This window comes from Longimycelium tulufanense, assembly GCF_014645795.1.
Taxonomy (GTDB): domain Bacteria; phylum Actinomycetota; class Actinomycetes; order Mycobacteriales; family Pseudonocardiaceae; genus Longimycelium; species Longimycelium tulufanense.
This window is the reverse complement of the sequence record NZ_BMMK01000013.1, coordinates 71,914-88,272: the sequence shown is the minus strand read 5'-3', so window position 1 is coordinate 88,272 and position 16,359 is coordinate 71,914. Positions and strand designations below refer to the sequence as shown.

The 16,359-nt window shown below is 66.5% G+C and carries 12 protein-coding genes; 7 read left to right on the top strand and 5 right to left on the bottom strand.

The features are described from left to right. Positions 1-38: 38 nt before the first annotated feature. Entirely contained in the window at positions 39-1,475 is a 1,437-nt protein-coding gene (locus IEY55_RS15180) for a serine/threonine-protein kinase (RefSeq protein ID WP_189058297.1), read from the top strand. 30 nt (positions 1,476-1,505) lie between these two features. Here IEY55_RS15180 and IEY55_RS15175 read toward each other — a convergent pair whose 3' ends face one another. The 4 genes from IEY55_RS15175 to IEY55_RS15160 all read right to left on the bottom strand — a co-directional run bounded on the left by IEY55_RS15175 (position 1,506) and on the right by IEY55_RS15160 (position 6,406). Further along, positions 1,506-3,845, bottom strand: a complete 2,340-nt coding sequence (locus IEY55_RS15175; protein WP_189058295.1) for an oxidoreductase — start codon at positions 3,843-3,845, stop codon at positions 1,506-1,508. Between the two features lie 69 nt (positions 3,846-3,914). Next, on the bottom strand, positions 3,915-4,685 hold the full coding sequence (locus IEY55_RS15170; RefSeq protein ID WP_189058293.1) for an amino acid ABC transporter ATP-binding protein: 771 nt from the start codon (positions 4,683-4,685) through the stop codon (positions 3,915-3,917). Next, complete coding sequence (locus IEY55_RS15165) at positions 4,682-5,509, bottom strand: amino acid ABC transporter permease (protein WP_189058291.1); 828 nt, start codon at positions 5,507-5,509, stop codon at positions 4,682-4,684. Before IEY55_RS15165 ends, IEY55_RS15170 begins: the two co-directional genes overlap by 4 nt. 81 nt (positions 5,510-5,590) lie before the next feature. Further along, positions 5,591-6,406 (bottom strand): basic amino acid ABC transporter substrate-binding protein, encoded by an 816-nt coding sequence (locus tag IEY55_RS15160; RefSeq protein ID WP_189058289.1) that lies wholly within the window; start codon positions 6,404-6,406, stop codon positions 5,591-5,593. A gap of 637 nt (positions 6,407-7,043) precedes the next feature. Here IEY55_RS15160 and IEY55_RS15155 point away from each other — a divergent pair. Together IEY55_RS15155 and IEY55_RS15150 are read left to right on the top strand one after the other, a co-directional pair. Further along, on the top strand, positions 7,044-7,748 hold the full coding sequence (locus tag IEY55_RS15155; RefSeq protein WP_189058287.1) for a hypothetical protein: 705 nt from the start codon (positions 7,044-7,046) through the stop codon (positions 7,746-7,748). Position 7,749: 1 nt separating this feature from the next. Beyond that, on the top strand, positions 7,750-8,355 hold the full coding sequence (locus tag IEY55_RS15150; protein WP_189058285.1) for a class F sortase: 606 nt from the start codon (positions 7,750-7,752) through the stop codon (positions 8,353-8,355). Between the two features lie 288 nt (positions 8,356-8,643). Here the strand turns inward: IEY55_RS15150 and IEY55_RS15145 are convergent, their stop codons facing one another. Continuing rightward, positions 8,644-9,552 (bottom strand): DMT family transporter, encoded by a 909-nt coding sequence (locus IEY55_RS15145; protein WP_189058283.1) that lies wholly within the window; start codon positions 9,550-9,552, stop codon positions 8,644-8,646. A gap of 190 nt (positions 9,553-9,742) precedes the next feature. On the opposite strand from IEY55_RS15145, the gene IEY55_RS15140 reads away from it, so the two are divergent. The 4 genes from IEY55_RS15140 to IEY55_RS15125 all read left to right on the top strand — a co-directional run bounded on the left by IEY55_RS15140 (position 9,743) and on the right by IEY55_RS15125 (position 16,290). After that, a complete protein-coding gene (locus IEY55_RS15140) occupies positions 9,743-10,219 on the top strand; it encodes an Lrp/AsnC family transcriptional regulator (protein ID WP_189058281.1) in 477 nt (158 codons plus the stop codon). Positions 10,220-10,652: 433 nt separating this feature from the next. Beyond that, the gene (locus tag IEY55_RS32085; protein ID WP_229686413.1) at positions 10,653-11,231 is read left to right on the top strand and encodes a hypothetical protein; all 579 of its coding nucleotides are present in this window, start codon (positions 10,653-10,655) and stop codon (positions 11,229-11,231) included. A gap of 445 nt (positions 11,232-11,676) precedes the next feature. Beyond that, a complete protein-coding gene (locus IEY55_RS15130; RefSeq protein ID WP_229686412.1) occupies positions 11,677-15,747 on the top strand; it encodes a polymorphic toxin-type HINT domain-containing protein in 4,071 nt (1,356 codons plus the stop codon). 6 nt (positions 15,748-15,753) lie between these two features. Beyond that, positions 15,754-16,290 (top strand): hypothetical protein, encoded by a 537-nt coding sequence (locus IEY55_RS15125; protein ID WP_189058279.1) that lies wholly within the window; start codon positions 15,754-15,756, stop codon positions 16,288-16,290. Positions 16,291-16,359 lie beyond the last annotated feature (69 nt).

Genomic DNA, 16,359 nt, shown 5'->3' with positions numbered 1-16,359 from the left:
CCTGTAGCGTGCGCGGTCACTCGGCATGGGAGGACGCTGTGCACGGGCCCGACACCTCTACCGCCCTAATCGGCGGTCGCTACCGCCTGGACTCCACCCTCGGCCGGGGCGGCATGGGCACAGTCTGGCGCGCCTTCGACGAGCACCTCCGCCGTCCGGTCGCCATCAAGCTCCTCGACGACAGCCCTGACGACCCCTCGGTCCGCACCCGCTTCCTTCGCGAGGCCCAGGCCGCGGCCAGGCTCTCCCACCGCAACGTCGTCTCCGTCCACGACAGCGGCGAGGACAACGGCCGGCCCTTCCTCGTCATGGAGCTCCTCGAGGGCGACAGCCTCTCCAACGAACTCGCCCGGCGCGGCCCGCTTCCCATCGACGAAGTGCGAGATGTCGCTGTTCAAGCCACCGCGGGCCTGTCCGCCGCCTGGGCTCTGGGCATCGTGCATCGCGACGTCAAACCCGGCAATCTTTTCCGCACCGTGGACGGCACCGTCAAAGTGCTCGACTTCGGCATCGCCAGGATCGCCGACGACGCCGCAACCCGCCTCACCCAGGACGGCACCGTGCTGGGCACCGTCAACTACCTGGCGCCCGAGCAGGCCCGCGGCCGCGCCACCGACGCCCGCACCGACCTCTACTCCCTGGGTTGCGTGCTCTACGAACTCCTCTGCGGTCGCCCGCCCTTCACCGGCGGCATCGCCGAAGTGATGTACGCGCACGTCAACACCCCTCCGGACGCACCGTCAACCCTGCGCCCGGATGTGCCGGAAGACCTCGCGCAGCTCGTCCTCGCCCTCCTCGCCAAGAGCCCGGACCAGCGGCCGGACCCCGACGCGTTCCAGGCCGCTCTCAGTGCCGGCGCCGGTGACGGCACGCTGCCCCTCTCCGCACTCCCACAACCACCCGCGGCCACGGTCAGCTACGCGACGACCCCGCCGACCCTCACTGCCCCCGCGCACCCACCCACCGCGGTACTCACGGCCGCAGAGCCCCCACCGCGCTCCCGCAGGGCACTCCTCATCGCGGGTCCCGCCGTGGTGCTCGTCGGTGCCCTCCTCCTGGCTTTCGTTCTCACGAGGGGTGACAACCAGAGCACCGGCCAGCCAAACGCCGTGTCCGGGCCCAGCGCGAGCCAACAAGCACCCATCAACCCGGTCAACACACCTCCGACGACCACACCAGACGCACCTGAGCCAGCGCCTCCCACCGTCGCGGACATCGGCACCTTCGCCTGGATCAGCCAGCTGGAGGCGGCACTGTCCAGCCAGGAGCAGCAGGGTGGGATCAGTGCGAAGGCCGCACAGGAGATCCGGAAGAAGCTCAACGAGGCACGCAAGAAGCTCGGCAAGAACGAGCGGAGCGACGCTGTGGAGGAGTTCCACGAGATCGCCGAGGACATCGCCGAGTCCCGCCAGGAAGGCAAGCTACGGCCCGGTCCACTGATCGACTTCATCGCCCGGTCCGGCCTCGGCGGGTGACCGCGAAGCGCACTCCCCACGCGTCATTGGTTACCTGTTTCGCTTGAGCAGGCGGGTGAGGCCGGCGGCGACCGTGGTCGCGAGGATCCAGCCGAGCGAGATCATCGCGGCCGTGATCCACTTCGAGAGCCCGTCAGCCCGCCAACGGGACTTGTTTCCCAGATCCACGATGGGGATCAGCTGGTCCACCGTGTACAGGAACGGATCCCATACCGGATGGTCCTCCTCGTTCACCGGCACCAACGGCTCGTGCAAGGCAAACCACACCGTTCCGAGCACCGCGCAGACCACCAGCCACGCGAGCGCGCGGGTCGGCCGGTAGCCGTAGCCGACCATCCACCGCTGCAGCCAGCTCACCAGCCGCACCACCGGACCGAGCCGGCTTCCGCGCGCGAGCGCCGCATAACGAAGCCGCTGCTTCTCGATCAGCACGGTTGTCGCGCCGTCCTCGTGGCCGCCAGCCCGAAATGTTGCCGCTAGCTGGTCGTAGGGCCCCGGCGAGTAATCGGGCATGGCCCGTCCCAGCCATCGCAACCGCACGGCCGCCGACAGCTCGGCGCGCGGATGCAACGTGTCGTAGGTGAAGTCCTCCAGTTCGATCGTGTTGGCCCACAATGCCTCGTTGTCCTGGAACGAGGCGCAGCTCGCGTAACTCAGCACCACCGGACCGCCCGGCGGCGCGGCGAGTGGCACACTCAGTTCCTGGCAGCGCAGGCCGTAGCAGTGCAGCGCGGTCGCTCCGGAGACCGCTCCCAGCGTCGCCCCGTGTAGTCGGACGTCCCGCCCGACCTGGGCGTTCGCCAACCGCACTCCCCCGCTCGCGGTGAAGCCTGAGCTACACACGACATCCCGACCCAGATATCCCGCGCGGAAGTCGAGGGACGGCTTGGGCCACCCGCTGTGCTCGTGGCGTCCCGGGCAGTGCAGCACGGCGCCACGGAGGTTGAGGCTGACCCCGATCCGGGCGCCGGCGAAGAGCAACGTGCCGCAAACGCGGAGCTCGCGTCCGTCCAGCTCGCCTCCGACCGCCACCCGGGGCGCCCACACCGCGTCCTCCCAGGGGTGGCAGAGGTAGGCGGCGGTGAGAAGCAGGCTGCCCTGCACCGCGGTGTTGAGCAGCCGGAGCTGGCCGTGCAGCTCCACACGGGTGGCGTCCAAATCGCCGCGTACCTGGGTGGCATCCAGGCGGACGGCGTGCGCCGCGGCGGGCAGGACCCATGCCTCGGCGACGTCTCCCGGCGCCCGTTGGGTCGTCACGCGGGGCCGGGGTTCGGCAGGGTGGTGGCAGTGGCCCGGCTCGTTGCCACAGGAGTCGTGGTCAACGGCGCGAACCACGGCTTCGGCCAGGCGAAGCGTTCCCTCGATGCGCGCACTGGTCACGCGCAGGGTTCCGGTGCACCGGAATCCCTTGTCCAGTTCGAGGTTTCCCGCGACGTGGATGCGGTCGGCAACGAGTGCCGCGTGCCGGTCGGACAGCTCGCTCTCCACCCGCTCGGCGCCGTCGCTGATCAGCGGACCGGCGCTGAGCTGGGCTCCGGAGAAACCCATGTCACCGGTGATTTCCGCGCTGGGCAGGAAGATCCGTCCCACGGCACGGAACGGCTCGCCGGTGGCGGGTCCCCAGGTGGCGTGGTTGGCGACCAGGTGCCCGCCGACGTGGATTCCGTTGCCGTTCAGGGCATCGCGTCCGGGGTTGTGCAGCCGTGCGCCGTTTAGGGTGAGGTATCCCCCGAGGCGCATCCCAGCCAGACGCAGCTCACCGTCGACCCGGATGCCCGTGCCGACCAGGCCACCGCGTGCGCGCATCCGGTCGGCGAGCAGGGCACGGTGGCCGGGATGGCGCAGGTTGCTGTATTCCAGTCGCAGCGAGCCGTTGATGTCGGAGTCGGTGAGGTCGACAGCGTCGTGGACGCCGGTTTCCAACGACGATCCATCCACCGTGGATCTTGTCAGGACGAGGTCGTTCTCGCTGCGGAGATTCTTCGCCCGTAAGCCGGGAAGCCAGCAGTCAACCAGCTCCAAGCCGCCGATATTCGCCTGCCGCAGGTCGATCGGGCGTTCGAACCGGCATTCCACGAACTCCAGCAGGTGCGGGAGTTCAATGGCACGCAGGCTGAGCTGGCCGACGACGTACGCCCGTTCCAGCCGAATGATCGGGGAACGGAACCCGCGCCGCGAGAACGGGGTCCAGCCGTCGGCCAGGCTCTGCGCGATCACGCGGGCCAGGTACTCGGCCCGGACCCGGTGTTCCGGATCGGGGGTGGGGTCGTGCACCGAGAAGTCGGCGGGCGGCGGCGCGGTGACCCCGTCCAGGCGGCGCTCGGCGAGGCTCAGCGGGGCAATGCCCCGGTCGCGGGGGACTCCGGACATCGGGCCACCCCCTTCGGGCACGTCGTCGTGGCCGCCNCCGCCCCGCGACCCCATTGTGGGTTAGCCCGGTCAGGTGGCGGGGACGTTGGGCCCCTGGTGCGTCGGATCGAGAACGCGGGACAGGAAGGCCCTGGTCCGCTCGTGTTGCGGGGCAGCGATCACCCGCTCCGGCGGGCCCTGCTCGACCACGACACCGCCGTCCATGAACAGCACGCGGTCGGCGACCTCGCGGGCGAACTGCATCTCGTGGGTGACCACGAGCATCGTCATCCCGGCCTCGGCGAGCGTGCGCATCACGCCGAGCACGTCCCCGACCAGCTCCGGGTCCAACGCCGAGGTGGGCTCGTCGAAGAGCATCAACTCGGGGTCCATGGCCAGTGAGCGGGCGATCGCCACGCGTTGTTGCTGGCCGCCGGAGAGCTGGGCGGGCATGGCGTCCGCCTTCTCGGCGAGCCCCACCCGGGCCAGGTTCCTCCTGGCGACCTCCTCGGCCTCGGCCTTGCCGCGCCGGAGCACCTTGCGCTGCGCGATGGTGAGATTGTCCAGCACCGTCAGGTGGCTGAACAGGTTGAACTGCTGGAAGACCATGCCGATGCGGCGCCGGGCAGCGTCGATGTCGACGTCCGGGTCGGTCAGCTCCACCCCGCCCACGGCGACCCTGCCGCCGGTCGGCTGCTCCAGCAGGTTCACGCAACGCAGCAGCGTGGACTTGCCGGAGCCGGACGGACCGATCACGCAGACCACCTCACCGCGCCGAACCTCCAGGTCGATTCCGCGCAACACGTGCAACGGTCCGAAAGCCTTCTGCAGCCCGATGATCTCGACGACCGTCTCGCTCATGCTTTGACCTCCAAGCCGGTGGCCTCCGGTGCACTGACCTTCTTCCCACCTGCCGTGCGCCGCTCCAGCCACCGGGAGAGGAACGACAGCGGGATCGTGATGATCAGGTAACACAGGCCGGCGATGAGGATCGGTGTCATCGACTGGTGCTCGTTCAGCGCGGCCCGGCCGAACTTCGCCAGTTCGTACTCGCTCGTGGCCAGCCCCAGCAGGTAGATCAGCGAGGAGTCCTTGGTTAGCAGGATCAGCTCGTTGGTCAGCGGGGGCAGGATGATGCGGAACGCCTGCGGGATCACGACGGTGACCATCGCCCTGGCCTGGGACATGCCCAACGACCGCGCCGCCTCGACCTGGCCCTTCGGCACCGCCTGGATACCGGCCCGAATCGTCTCGGCCATGTAGGCGGCGCCGACCAGGCCGAGTGCCAGCATCACCGTCGAGTAGATGTCGAACCGGACCTGGAACGCGATGGGGACACCGAAGCCGAAGGCGATGAAGACGAGCAGGGCGGGAACGCCGCGGAAGAACTCGATGTAGATGCTGGCCAGCCACCGGTACGGCGGCACCGAAGACATCCGCATCAGCGCCAGGATCAGTCCCAGCACGAGACCGAAGCCGAAGCCGAGAACGGTGTAGGTGACCGTGTTGACCAGTGCGGTCGAGATGATTTCGGGGAATTGGGCGCGGGCGACGTCGAGGTTGAAGAACGCGCGGCCGATGTTCTGCCAGTCCGCTACGACCGCGAGCACGACCGCCACGACGACCAGCAGCGCGTACTGGCCGCCGCGGACCGCCTGCGCCCGCTTGCGCTTCGACATTGCCATGGGTGGGTGGCTCCTGGTTGAAGGGGCTCGGGCGTGGGGCGGGGCCGGCGCACGGTGGCGCCGGCCCCGCACGTCAGCCGCTCACTTCTTGTCCGGCTTCTTGCCGAACCACTTCTCATAGATCCGGTCGTACTCGCCGCTTTCCTTGGCCTTCTTCAGGACATCGTTGATCTTTCCGCGGAGGGCGTCGTTACCGGTCCGCACGGCGATGCCGTACTGCTCCCCGGTGTCGAACTCCACGGAAACCTCGGTCTCCGGATTGTCCTTGACGAAGTCGTAGAGCACGCCGTTGTCGTTGATCGCGGCGTCGACCTGGCCCGTCAGCACGGCGGTCGTCAGCAGGCCGAGGTCCTCGAACTGGATGATCTCGTATCCGTTCGCATCCTGGTTCTGCTTGGCGTACTCCTCACCGGTGGTGCCGAGCTGGGTGCCGAGCTTCTTGCCGCGAAGGTCCGCGAGGCTGCGGTACGGAGACCCCTTCTTCACGAGCAACGCCTGGGTCGCCTCGAAGTAGGGGTCCGAGAAGTCCATGTTCTGCTCGCGGACCGGGAGGATGGTCATACCGGCCGCGGCCACGTCGCACTTGCCGCTGTTGAGCAGTTCACCGGACTGGATGCCCTCGAACGGGGTGTCGGTGATCTCCTGCTTGACACCCAGCTCGTCGGCCACGAGGTCGACCAGGTCGACGTCGAAGCCCACGACCTTGCCGCCCTCGCTCATCTGGAACGGCTTGTACGGCAGGTGCGTGCAGGTGGTCAGCTTTCCCTCGTTGATCAGGGAAATCTCGCCGGTGGCCGAGCCGCCCGTGTTGATGCTCTCCGCACAGGCGGTCGCGCCGAGCGCGAGGGCGAGCGCGGGGAGCAGGACGAGCACCCGGTGCCTGGTTCGACGAGCCACGGTGTCACTCCTCGTAGCTGGGGTCCGGTCGAGTGGAGGGGATACTGCCACCCAGGTGACGTGATGCACAGCACGTCGCGGTCACGAAGGCCGCAAGAAGCATGGTTCTTGCGTGGTTTGCCCGGTTCTACCGCAAGATGTTGACATGGATGGGCTAGTTCACAACGTGATGTTCACTATTCGTGCACGAGCACGCACGGTGCGCCGCCGACCCGAGCTTCATTACCCAAAGTAACTACGCCGCCAGACCCGCAGCCCTCGCCAGACCGATCAGGACGGATCCACCACCGACCGACCACCCCGCGCACGGGATGCACGAATGGACCAAAGGGACGCCACCATTACATCGGACAGGCCAAGAACTGTGGTGCCAACTCAGCAAACGTTACGAGCTACGGTCTCGAATTGATAGCATTGCGGTCACGGGTGATTCGAAGAAATCGAACTGTTGCGCATTAATCGCACACGTCCCATCGTTCGTTACCGCATCGAACAGTGTCCTTACTCACGCGAAACGAAGTACGCATGTGCGGAACAAATGCGGCATGATCAGCACCCGCATGCCCCGACCGGGGGACGATTCGAGCTGGCGTCGCCCATTCCATGCGACGCCCCGACGATGTCTTGGGGATCTACTGTGAGAAAGCCTCTGGGCCTGGCTGCTGGCGTGCTTGCCGCCGGTACACTGCTTGCCGCTGTCGTCGTGCCGAGTGCGGCGGCCGAGGAGACCAACCCGTCCGCTCCGGCCGCCGAGAGCTCGACGAATGCACCGGCCAAGCAGAAGCCGGGGACCGACAAGGACAAGCCGGCCGACCAGGCTGAGCAGAGCAAGCCGGCCGAGCAGAACGACGCTGACAAGTCGAAGGACCCGAAGCCGGCCGACCCAACCGATTCGGACAAGCCCAAGGAACCGAAGCCGAGCAACCCGGGCGGGACTGACAGCTCCTCCGGTCCGTCGCGCCCGGGCGACGAGGGACCCGGTATGGACGGCGTGTTCCTCGTTGCCTCGCCGGACGGTTCGTTCGTATTCGTCGGCGCGACCTGCGCGGCCGGGAAGCCCGAGGTCTCGTCGCCGGTCCTGGACATCCAGCCGCTGCGCCAGAACGACGAGAACAGGCGCATGTGGGAGGCCGTGGCCAAGCCGAGCGGCAACGGTGACATCACTGTCACCGCGAAGTGTGGTGGCAAGAACTACACCACCACGCTGGCCCGCGCGGACATTGCCAAGGCGAAGAAGGCCGGCACGAGCGTCAAGTCCGGCCAGCCGCAGGCCAAGAACCAGGTGAAGTTCGTGCCGAAGGGTGGCGTCGAGACCGGCTTCGGCGGCACCGCCCAGATCTGACATGCGCATGTTCGGAAGGCGGAGTGGCCGCGGCCTCGTGGCCACGCTGCTCCTCGCGGGTGTGATGGCGCTTGCCGGTTGCGGCTCCTCCGATGCGCCGGCCGCCAGCAACGAAAAGGGCAGTACGGCACCAGCAGCCGCCGCGGAGTCCGATGGCAAGCCCAGGCCGGTGCAGGTTCGAGTACCGAAGATCGGTGCGGAGTCCTCACTCATCCGGGTTTCGATGAACGAGGACGGAACCATGCAGGTGCCCAGCGCCAAGAAGCCGATGCAGGCGGCGTGGTACCGGTTCAGCCCGGTGCCCGGGGAGAAGGGGCCGGCGATCGTCCTGGGCCACGTCGACGGTGAGGGGCAGCCCGGCATCTTCTTCAAGCTGCACGAGTTGAAGGCCGGGGACGAGGTCTTCGTCAAGCGCAGCGACGACAAGGATCTCAAGTTCGTGGTCAAGCGAGTGGAGCAGGTGCCGAAGGACAAGTTCCCGGAGGACGCCGTGTACGGCGACACCGACAAGGCCGAGCTCCGCCTGATCACCTGCGGTGGCGCCTTCGACAAGGCGGCACACAGCTACAAGGACAACGTGATCGTCTACGCCGACTTGGCGGCGTGAGCGCTGTCCGTCCAACGGAACCATCCGCCCCAGTAAGGCGGAAAGCCGCTGGTCACAGCCCCCGCCCATCCCGGGGGCTCACGCCCCGCGTCGAGCTTACTGATCGTCAAGATTTCGTCGCAAGACACGGGACCGCGCCTGTGGACAACTTGACGGGCTGTGGACAAGTGCGGCCCACGACCAGCCTCGTCGGTTGGCCGAAGTGACCAGCGGTCGGCACGGAAGGGGCTGCCGGGATCCCGGCAGCCCCTTCCGTCCTCCTTGCTTCCTTTCGTTCGCTTACCATGGTCAGGTTTTCCGGGGTCGGGTCATCGCCATCAATACCCCTGCCATGATCACGGCGCCGCCCAGCAACTCGATCGCGCCCGGGCGCTCGCCGAGCCAGACGTAGGCGACCGCAATTGCAATGGCCGGCACCAGATAGAGCGCCATCGAGGCTAGCGACGCATCCAGCTTGGCCACCGCGTAGCCCCAGGTCATGTACGCGATGGCGGAGGCGCCGACGCCGAGAAGTAGCACGGCTGTGGTTGCTGACCAGGAGGCATCGCGCATGGCCGTAAATGCGTTGGGCGACAACGGAATCAGCATCAACGTGGCACCCCAGATCGTGTAGCAGGCAACCTCTGGTCCGCGGTACCGCGCGGTGAGCGGCTTGGACACCGCCATGTACGCGCCTTGTGCGATCGCCGCGCCGAGCAACACGAGCGCCGTGAGGTCGATGGTGGCACCACCCTGGGCCCACGCGATCACAGCGGTACCAAGGAAAGCAATCGCCATGCCGGCAGCGCGACGCCGAGTTACCCGCTCTCGCAAGAGGAACGCGGCGAGGATCGCGGTGTAGATTGGCGCGGTGGCGACCATCAGGCTGGCGGTTCCCGATGACGCGTGCACCTCACCCCAGTTGAGGAGGAACTGGTATCCGGCGGTGGCCACGGCTCCGGCACCGATCAGCGGGAGGTCACGCACCCCTGGCCTGCGAATCCCCAGAACTGGGGCCGCCAACAGCAACGCGATTGACGCAACCACCAGCCGAGCGACCGCCAGGTTGGACGGACCGTATTCTGGCAAGGCCACACGAATCGCGGGGAAGGCGCTCGCCCAGAGTGTTGCGGTCGACAGCAACGCGAAATAGGCCCAGCCTCGGCTCTCGCCCACACGCATGCCAGACCCGCTGACGGCTTGCTGTTGATCCAGCACGACGTTTCTCGTTTCATCTGCCGTGGTTATTGTCACTGTCACAGCACATCCCGATCCGTGCCAACAAGATCCTTTTCGGGAGAGCTGGCTGATAGGCCCTGGCCTCGCCCCACAAGAACACTAGTTTCAAAGGCGTGACATGTGTGACCTTCTTCTGCCACGTCAGTGCGCTCAATTAGCATCTTGTGTCGTGGATGCGATTGATCGCGCAATCATCACCCAGCTCCAGTCCGACGGGCGCCTGACCAACGTGGAACTGGCGGCCCGCGTGGGACTCAGCCCGTCGCCCTGCCTGCGCCGGATCCGCCAGCTCGAGGCGTCCGGGGTGATCACCGGTTACCACGCCACGATCGACCCGGACACGATCGGCCGCGGGTTCCAGGTCCTGGTGCACATCACCATGGCGCACCAGGAGCAGGCCACGATCAGCGCGTTCGAGGAGCAGGTGTCCGCGCTGGAGGAGGTCGTCGAGTGTCGCCGCATGTTCGGCAACCCCGACTTCCTGGTGTGGGTCGCCGTGCCCGACCTCGCCGCGTACGAGTCGCTCTACATCAACAAGCTGGTCAGCCTGCCCGGCGTCGCCCGCGTCACCTCGCAGTTCACCATGAAGGTCGTGAAGGAACACCAGGCGCCACCACTGGCCAAGAACACCCGCACGGACAAGTAGCTCTCGCGTACCGAAACCCTACGAAAGTAGGGTGATCGCCCGACGAAAGTCGTAGGCCGAACGAGTTGCGCCCGATATCCGGCTAGGTTGCGCCGAACGGATAGTACCTCGTCCGCTTTCAAGCGGTTGGTCCACATGTGAAGTCTGCGTTAGGGTTCGGCCCCGGGGCCCGCCGGAACCGGACGGCGTGCACTTTCATGTCGTTGTTCCGGAGGGGGAGGAACAGTTGCGCACCCGTGCGTCTGTCAGAGCACTTCTTTTGATCATCTCGACGAGTTGCGCTCTCATCGGGCCAGCCACTGGTGCTGCACTCGCCGTCGAGTCCACGTCGGCCTTCGACAGTCGCCACGCGGCTGCTGAGGAGTCGGCGAACCGAAGGCTCGTCTGGTGGATCGCTCGCCGAGACCCACGCTCAACGGTTCGTGCTGCCGCAATGCGTGCTCTGATCTCCCCGAATGGGGAAGCCGCGCTGGTGAGGTTTCTCAACACCGAGTTCCCCTACGCGAAGAAGCTTGCGGAGCAGCAGAAAGCACGCAACGCGGACTTCGCCCGCAGGGTGTCGGAGACGCATACCGCCGAGTTCGCCCCAGAGGTGCACGCGGCAGCGCAACGTGCTGTCAACGGCACGGACGCGGACCGCGAACGGTTCGCACGCACCGGCTATGCGGAGGCCAAGGAGCGCGACAGGTGGGCCCGAGAAGCATCCGGGGAGCAGACGCGAGCGCTCACCGAGGACGACCGGAACTACGTGCGCAAGCTCGCCGAGCACGCCCCCGGCGTGCAGGTCCGTGCCGCGGCCACATGGGCGGTTCGGCCAGCGGCCGTAGAAAACGATCTGGTCGAGTTCTTCGCCTACGACTGGGCTAGCGCCGCACGGCTTGACCTCGAGGGTCACCGCATGCGGATGGCTGACAACGAAGTTGGCTGGCGCGCAACGGTTGAGAGGCTGATCGGCGAGGCCAAGGCGGCGGAGAAGGCCGCATCAGAGACGGCCGGCGAGGCTGCCGAGTAGGCTCGCGCTGCTGCTGTCCGCGCGTGGCGCAAGGTTGCTGACCACACCAAGGCACCGCGGAGCGCATGGGCCGACGCGGAAAGGGTTGCGCGGGAGCAGGCTGCGAACTGGCGGGCGGTTGCGGCCGCGGCGCAGGACGCCACCGGACCAAACTGGGCGGCGGTCGTCGGTTTCTCGGCAGAGACCGAGAAGCAGTGGACCGCTGAGCGAGAGACCATCACCGAGCAGTCCCGATTCTGGAATTCGCTGTTGGAGCAGGCGCTCGCGGGTGAACAGCGCATGCTCCGGTCGAAGAGCTGACCGGACACCAGTCCGGTCGTATCAGAGAAGGCACCTCGCGTTACCGCGTGGTGGTGTTGTTTTCCCTTGATATGAATGGGGGTTGTTGGTGCGCACTGTCCGATGCGCCCGAAGATTCCTGGTATCACTGCTCGCATTACTGTTGTTGGCCGGGCTGATCGACCCGGCGGTTCGGCCGTCCAGCCCGTTCGTTGCTACGGCTGCCGCCGAGGAGTCCGAGCCTTCCACCGGCTCGGCACGGCCGATGCCGAAGTCGGAGTACCAGGAGTGGAACGGTAAGAGCGGCCTGCCGGACTCCGACCCGCGGCTGCGCCAACTCGTTGCCGACATCGCCGAGCTCGACGAGGACGTCGAGGTCCGGGTCGCGGCCCAGGCCGCATTGGATGCCCAGACCGACGAAGCGGTCATGGAGTTCCTCACCACCGGTGAGCCGGAGGCGAGGGCCCGCGCCAAGGCACGTAAGCAGGAGACGGCCCGGCACAACCGGGCGGCCATCGAGAAGATGGCGGGCACCGGTGGGCCGATCTTCAACGCCGAGGTGGATCGGGTTCTCGCCGGGTCCGATTACGACCGGGCCGCTTTCCTCGACTACGGCGCCGATATCGCCAAGTCGCGCGACGAGGCCAACGCCAAGGCCGAGCGCGAGCGGATGGACCTGCTTTGCTCGCGGGTCCAGATGCTCGCCGGCTCCGGCGGGCCCGAGGTGAAGAAGGCCGCACAGGCCGCGCTCGACGCCGGTACCGATGAAGCCATCGTCGACTTCCTCAAGAACGGCTACCTGCCGGCCGCCGAACGGGACGCCAAGGCGTTCGAGGGAACTCTCAAGCAGCAACGCGAACGCGACAAGGCGGCCGAGGAACTGAGTGAGCTGGCCAAGAAGGCCGCTCGTGCTTCCGAGGCACGCAAGAACCTGCTTTCCGCGCACGGCAAGGGCGTGCGTGCGTTGCAGCGTGCGGCGAATGCGATGGTCTCGGCGGCCAACGAGGCGCGCAAGGCCGCCCAGATCCTCGCGGCGAACTCCGCTGGTGGCCACCACAACGGGTCATTCTCCGAGGTCAAGCGCGAGGTCGCGCGTCAGCTGGAGTACGTCCGCCAGGCGGCCGATGACGCGCACAAGGCCGCCGTCACTGCGGATGGCGAGGCAAAGGTCCTGGTCGAGACCGGTCTGACCTACGGGGCGGACTGGGCCCGGATCGCCAGGGGGATGGCGGATGCGGCCAAGGCGGCCGTTGGCGCGGCCGAGACCGCGCAGCACGCCATCGAAGCCACTGAGGCCACGGACAAGGCCCAGGAAGGGCAGCAGAAGGCCGAGGCCCACGCGGAGCAGGCGCGGCGTTGGCGGGAGCAGGCCGAGCAGCACGCCCGCTCGGCCGAGGCGATCGCCAAGGCCGCTCAGGAGCAGGCGACTGCCGCCCGGAACGCGGCCAACCACGCCAAGCAGGCGCGGCAGGAGGCCGAGGCCGCCGAACGCCGGGCATGGGACGCGGCCGAGCGCACCCGCCAAGCCCGGCTGACCGCCGAGGCCGAACAACGCAAGGCCGCCGAGGCTCGCCAGCGGGCCGAGCGGGAGCGCGCGAACGCCGCTGCGGCAAGGCAACGCGCCCAGCAGCAGGCAGCCATCGCCGCACGCGCCCGCGCGAACGCCGAATACCAGGGCCGCATCGCCGCGAATGCTCGGACCGGCGCCGAGGAACGCGAACGGATCGCCAAGGACGCCCTCGGTAAGGCCCGCGACGAGGAATCCAACGCTGCAACCGCACGGCAACGCGCCTGGGATGCCGAACAGCGCCGGCAGGCGGCTGTGGCGCGAGCGGAAGCGATGGCGGCCACGGCGGCACAAGCGCGGGGCACCGCGCACGAAGCGCAAGCTTGGGACGCTGCCCGGCAGGCACGCGCTGACGCCAATACCGCCACCAACGCGGCGCAGCAGGCCGGGCATGCCGCGCAGGTAGCAAGTGGTGCCGCTGCAAATGCTCGGGCCGCGGCCACCGAGGCGACCCGAGCCGCGGCGCGGGCACGCGCTGCGGCCCGTGAAGCAGAGGCAGCGGCGGCGCGGGCCAACGCCGCCGCCAACAAGGCCGAGGCAGAAGCGGCAACAACCCACGCCGAGGCGGTGCAGGCAAACGCCAAGGCGGCGGAAGCCACCGCTGCCGAGGCCAAGGCAGCCGAGCACGCACGTAACGCCGCAAATCTCGCACGGCAGGCAGCCGACGAGGCGATGCGCGCGCTGTGGTCGGCTCGGCGGACCAAGGCGGAAGCAGAGGCTGCCGCGAACGAGGCAGTATCCGCGGCGACCCAAGCCGGGATCGCGGTTCGTGCATCGCTAGCCGCACGTACCTCATCGCACGGCATTGCCGAACCGGCAAACACCGCAATCAACGTGGTGGCCCCATTCGAGGGCAAGGACCTCGACGCGGACTTCGCCGCTGAAGTCGCGGAGCAGGCCAAGTCGGTAGGGGACGAGCAGGCCAAGGCCGCCCAGCAACGGGCGGATGAGGCGATCGAGGCCGCGCAGAAGGCGCAGGAGGCCGCGGATAGGGCGGCTGCCGAGGTCAAGCCAGCATTTGATGCGGCTGCGAAGGCATCGCAGTCGGCCGCGGCCGCAGCAAAGGCGGCGGCCGAGGCTCAGCGGGCCGCCGCGGACGCGGCGATCGAAGGGGCAAAGGCACGCGAGGCGGCGGCTCGGGCGAATCAAGCTGATGCTCAGGCCCAGGAGGACGCGCGAAAGGCACGGGAAGCCGCAAACGCTGCCGCACGGGATGCGGCCATCGCGGGCAAGTCGGCGGATGCTGCGGAACGGGAAGCGGCTACTGCGCGGTCTGCTGCTAGCGCTGCCGAGCGCGACGCCGCTGCGGCTCGTGCTGCAGCAGCCAAGGCGGAGCAGGACGCAGCCGCAGCACGGGCCGCTGCGGACAAGGCGCAGAAGCACGCCGAGGAAGCGTCCCAGGCTGCCGAGAATGCCCGCCAGCACGCTGCGGAAGCAATCAAGTCCGCCGAACGAGCCGAGGCTGCCGCTCGTGAAGAGGAGCGCAAGCGCCGCGAGGAGGCCGCGAAGCAGATATCTACTGGAGGTACCCCAGGACTCACGCCTGACGAGGAAAGGGTTCTACTCGCCGCAGGTGGGCAGGAGCTCCTGGACCGTTATCGACAGGGACTCGGCGCAGCAAACAAGTCGGTTGTCGACTTTTTGAAGGACGTCGGCGCAGAAATATTTCTGGAAATCACCGGCATTAATGATCTGGGCCGCTGCTTCGGTGAAGGTAACGTCGAAAGCTGCCTGTGGACCATCGTTAATGCCGCATCCCTCGTAGCCATCATCGCCAAGGCTCCCGCCATCGCAGGCGCGATAGGCAAGGTGGCTGGCAACATTGGAAAATTCCTGGAAGGGACCACCGCCGGCAGGAAGACTCTGGAGGCGATTCACGGACTCAAGGGGTGCAAATGCTTCCCGGCAGGTACCGCCGTGGAGACCGCGGACGGAACCAAGCCAATCGAACAAATCAAGGTCGGAGATACTGTTTGGGCACGCGATATCACGAGTGGTGTGTCGCGGCTCCGCCATGTCACCGCCCTGTTCAGCAGAGAGGCGACAAAACTCGTAACCATCACCGTTGGGGACCTGACTGTTGACACCACCCCGGAGCATCCATTCTGGGTTGTAGGATATGGTTGGGTCGAAGCCGGCGAGCTGAAGGTGGGCGACAGACTCCAGTCTCGGGACGGCGCACAGCCGGTAATTTCCAGCTTGTCGACGCGAGACGAGCGGACCAGCGTTTACAACTTCGAGGTCGAAGGAGACCACAACTACTACGTATCCGACTTCGAGCTACTGGTTCACAACTGCGACGCCATCATTGTCGCACTCAGGAAAGCCGTTGACTCTGTCAAGCCCCTCGGTGAAGCATATCGCGGCACAATCATCCCAAAAACTTTCGAGCTGACCACAAAGAACGGCAAGAAGATATACTTTCCGGAGAGCGGGACCAAGCACATGGAGGAGTGGGTAACCGCGATCAAGCCCAGGAACAGGAAAGACTTCCACGACATGATCGACCGGATCCCATTGCACACCGCGCGCGAGGTGGTATCAGAAGCAGTCGAGAAAGGAATCGAGTACGAGAAGAAGGTATTTGTTCAGAACTGTGAGATAATGTTCGGCAAGCCCAGCAATTCCGCACACTCTCCTTACGTTTACCATTTCCTCTGCAAGTGGTGATGCTGGATGGGACTACATGCAACTACTATCGGGAGGCCACTACCCTCCTTGGACAAAAGTGACGAGTACGTCCCGACCTCGATCGAATGGAACACGGGAGAAACCCTAATCGAACCCGCGTACTATTTCATCGAGGACCGACAGGGTGGATCCGAAGCGGGTTATGTTGAAATCGCTGTCGACCTGTCGTCGGGGCTGCTACGTCGAGTTGTGGTCCTGAAGAAACCGACGCCCGGCAAATTCCTACGGGTGGCCGAGCTGCGACAGGTCCCCGTCCTTCGCGGCTCACTCCATGTGCATACGTCGCCATGGACGGAAGACGGACGCTACACCAAGGCCCGAAACTCCCTAAAATTTACAATGATGACCTACGAAGACCAGGGTGATCTTTCGGTATATGACATCGAGACCGGCAGGTATATATCATTTTTCAACCAGCTACCCGAAAAATTCGTCATGTCCGGATCCGCAGGATTCGGGATAAGTTCGGATCAGAAGATCGTGGGTATTCGGATCGAAAAGGTGGAAGAACGTAGACCATGAGTCATACCGCTACGAGATCGAGGCTCAGTCGAACGTTCCTTTTGGCAACGCTGACCCTCGCTACCGCAG

Excerpts from the sequence above, each read along its gene's own strand:
- IEY55_RS15175 (WP_189058295.1), bottom strand. The coding sequence starts at position 3,845 with ATGTCCGGAGTCCCCCGCGACCGGGGCATTGCCCCGCTGAGCCTCGCC.
- IEY55_RS15170 (WP_189058293.1), bottom strand. The coding sequence starts at position 4,685 with ATGAGCGAGACGGTCGTCGAGATCATCGGGCTGCAGAAGGCTTTCGGA.
- IEY55_RS15165 (WP_189058291.1), bottom strand. The coding sequence starts at position 5,509 with ATGGCAATGTCGAAGCGCAAGCGGGCGCAGGCGGTCCGCGGCGGCCAG.
- IEY55_RS15150 (WP_189058285.1), top strand. The coding sequence starts at position 7,750 with ATGCGCATGTTCGGAAGGCGGAGTGGCCGCGGCCTCGTGGCCACGCTG.
- IEY55_RS32085 (WP_229686413.1), top strand. The coding sequence starts at position 10,653 with ATGCGTGCTCTGATCTCCCCGAATGGGGAAGCCGCGCTGGTGAGGTTT.
- IEY55_RS15125 (WP_189058279.1), top strand. The coding sequence starts at position 15,754 with ATGGGACTACATGCAACTACTATCGGGAGGCCACTACCCTCCTTGGAC.